The following is a 3,032-nucleotide window of genomic DNA, read 5'->3' as shown; positions in this document are numbered from 1 at the left end:
GTTGGGTAAGACTTTTAGACTTTTTGTCAATCAAAAAGTACCAGGCATGGGAGTGATCAGGGGGAAAATTCAGGTACTTTTTCCCTGAAAATTAGGTAGTTGACCACCTGAAAATCGGTAAAACCCATCCCCCATCCCCCCAACCCCCAACCCCCAACCCCCACCGAAAAACTTTTTCAGCAGACCCTATTTAGACCGTGTAGCTGAATACTGGAGCGATGCTTGTGCCAATTTAGCCAGTTATCAACACTTTGTTGAGTGGATTCCTGCCACTTTGATTCCTTTATCTCAAGCATTGCTGCTGATGCGTTTCAAAAAAGTTTTGAATTGGTGTACCAAGATTGGCCATCTCAAAACTTTAAAAACCGCGAAAGCCTTCAATTTTTTTTAGGGATTGTAACATGAGTGATTACCCCAGATTTTCAGTTATTAAATCTAGTTTATCTCAACCGAAGAAAACACCTCAATTAACAACAGAGCAGCACCATAGCGATACCGATACCCAAACTTAAACCCACCAGCACTTGAAAAGGAGTATGACCAATTAATTCCTTTAAACGTTCCTCGTTAAATTCCTTGCCTCCCTGGAACATTTCATCGATAATTTGATTGAGAATCCGGGCCTGTTTTCCCGCTGCCTGACGCACTCCGGCCGCATCATACATAACAATAACCGCAAAAAGCACTGCGATCGCAAATTCGGGACTAGACCAACCCATCTGTAATCCTACCCCAGTAGCCAAGGCCCCCACCAGCGCCGAGTGAGCGCTAGGCATTCCTCCCGACGAGACTAGATAGCGCAGACTCACCTTACCATCGCGGATTAACTCAATCAGCGCTTTTAGTCCTTGGGCAGTGAAACAAGCTAAAAGAGAGACTAGCAGTATTTGATTGTGTAACACCTGCTGGAAGTCCTGCATAATCTCATTCGTTTAATTTAATTTTTACGATTAACAATATACTCGGCGATGGCCCGTAAAGGTTCAGCGGCCTCATCGTAGCCACTCAATTCACCGATGGCACTATCTATTAACTGTTGAGCTTGCTGGCGGGACCCTTCTATCCCCCAGAGACTAGGATAGGTGGCTTTTTGTGCCTGTAGATCCTTACCGGCGGTTTTGCCCAATTCCTCCTTTGTCGCCGTGATATCGAGAACATCATCGATAATTTGGAAAGCCAAGCCAATATTTTGAGCGTAACGGGCTAATTTAGCTATATCTTCCGCTTTTGCCCCCGCTAAAACTGCCCCCGACACCACAGAAGTCTCCAACAGGGCCCCGGTTTTCTGAGTATGGATAAAACCGAGAGTTTCCACCGAAATATCAGGTTTTCCTGCGGATTCCAAGTCTAAAACCTGACCCCCCACCAAACCCGTTGCCCCGACAGTGCGACCTAAACGGGCAATTACCTCTAAAATCTGTAGGGGAGGTACATTACGAGTCTCGGTAGCCACATACTCGAAAGCGTAGGCCAGGAGACCATCCCCGGCTAAAATAGCGATATCTTCGCCAAAAACCTTATGGTTGGTTAATTTCCCCCGTCGGTAATCATCGTTATCCATGGCGGGTAAATCGTCATGAATTAATGACATAGTGTGAATCATTTCCAGGGCGCAAGCGGTGGGTAAAGCCATCTCTAGGGAACCCCCCATCAATTCACAGGTAGCCAGACATAAAATCGGCCGCAGACGTTTGCCACCGGCGAGGAGAGAATAGCGCATCGCCTCGTAGATTTTGGCAGGATTGCCGATAACTAAAGAGCTATCCAAAGCTGACTCGACAATTAACCGCTTTTCCTCCAGATAGGAAGCCAGAGAAAAGCTCTCGTTTTTCCTCACTTCTACTCCTTGTTCGCCCCTAGTAACCATGTCTTTTTGTCTTGAACCGACTGCTTTTAAAACTATATCAGGAAACTCCACCTCGATCGGAATTAAACTGGCTGCTCCCTTGTACCCTCAGCTGTTGACTATCTAAATTACTCCTTCAGACTACATGGCAGCGCCGCAGTTGCTATTTTGAACACTTGTACTAAAATTTCCCAGACGGAGATGGGCCAATTTTCTTTTCTGATGCCTATTTTCTCTTTTAACCTGAAAAAATACATCCCTCAGCCTAGTCCAGGGATTAGCGAAAAACGGGCGATATAATTGAATTTCGCCGCAGTTATCATCGGAGATGCTAAAGTTTTCATGATTCGGTCAAACTTCCGTTTTTTTAGCTTGCAGTTTAGAAATTTCTCGATTAGCCTAGAAGTAGGATTATCCTAGGAATGTATTGTATGCTACAAGGGCAAATTTTAGGCGATAGATACCAAATTCAAAGTCAGTTAGGTAAACAAACCGGAAGACACACTTTTCTCGCCCAAGATCTAAAAACGGGTACTGCTGTTGTCGTCAAATTATTAATCTTCAGTCCCGATTTTAAATGGACAGATTTAAACCTCTTTGAACGGGAAGCTGAAACTCTTAAACATCTAGATTGTCGCTCGATTCCTGAATATATCGACTATTTTGAAGTTCAAACCGATACCTATCAAGGTTTTGCCCTTGTCCAGAGTTATATCGAGGCTAAATCCCTCAAGGAACAGATAGAAAATGGCCGCAAATTTAGTGAATCAGAGCTGCAGGAATTAGCTAAATCTATCCTAGGTATTTTAATTTATCTTCATGGACTTAACCCGCCAGTTATCCACCGGGATTTGAAACCTAGTAATATTTTACTAAAAGATCGATCGGGTCATAGTATCGGTAATGTTTATTTAATTGATTTTGGTTCTGTCCAGACTGTTTCCCAACAGGGACAGGCCACTTTAACTATCGTCGGAACCTACGGTTATATGCCCCCCGAACAATTCGGTGGTCGCACCGTTGCCGCTTCTGATTTATACAGTTTAGGAGCCACTTTAATCTATCTAGCTACAGGCATTCATCCCGCCGATTTACCCCAAAAAGATGGCAAAATTCAATTAAATAATTTAGCCAATTTAAGTCCTGCTTTTGTTCATTGGTTAGGGCAGTTAATTGAACCTAGTCT

The 3,032-nt window shown here is 43.9% G+C and carries 3 protein-coding genes; 1 reads left to right on the top strand and 2 read right to left on the bottom strand.

What is annotated here, in order from left to right:
• Window positions 1-467: 467 nt before the first annotated feature.
• Together IM319_RS02795 and crtE are read right to left on the bottom strand one after the other, a co-directional pair.
• The gene (locus IM319_RS02795; protein ID WP_287734558.1) at window positions 468-920 is read right to left on the bottom strand and encodes a divergent PAP2 family protein; all 453 of its coding nucleotides are present in this window, start codon (window positions 918-920) and stop codon (window positions 468-470) included.
• A 17-nt stretch (window positions 921-937) separates the two neighbouring features.
• Window positions 938-1,867 (bottom strand): geranylgeranyl diphosphate synthase CrtE, encoded by a 930-nt coding sequence (gene crtE / locus IM319_RS02790; protein WP_286823915.1) that lies wholly within the window; start codon window positions 1,865-1,867, stop codon window positions 938-940.
• Window positions 1,868-2,277: 410 nt separating this feature from the next.
• Between crtE and IM319_RS02785 the strand changes: the two genes are divergently transcribed.
• The coding region (locus tag IM319_RS02785) for a serine/threonine protein kinase (RefSeq protein WP_287734557.1) at window positions 2,278-3,032 on the top strand (755 nt) is incomplete at its 3' end.

Source organism: Microcystis sp. M113S1 (assembly GCF_020246945.1).
GTDB lineage: Bacteria > Cyanobacteriota > Cyanobacteriia > Cyanobacteriales > Microcystaceae > Microcystis.
This window is presented reverse-complemented; position numbering and strand designations above follow the sequence as displayed.

Excerpts from the sequence above, each read along its gene's own strand:
- IM319_RS02795 (WP_287734558.1), bottom strand. The coding sequence starts at position 920 with ATGCAGGACTTCCAGCAGGTGTTACACAATCAAATACTGCTAGTCTCT.
- crtE (WP_286823915.1), bottom strand. The coding sequence starts at position 1,867 with ATGGTTACTAGGGGCGAACAAGGAGTAGAAGTGAGGAAAAACGAGAGC.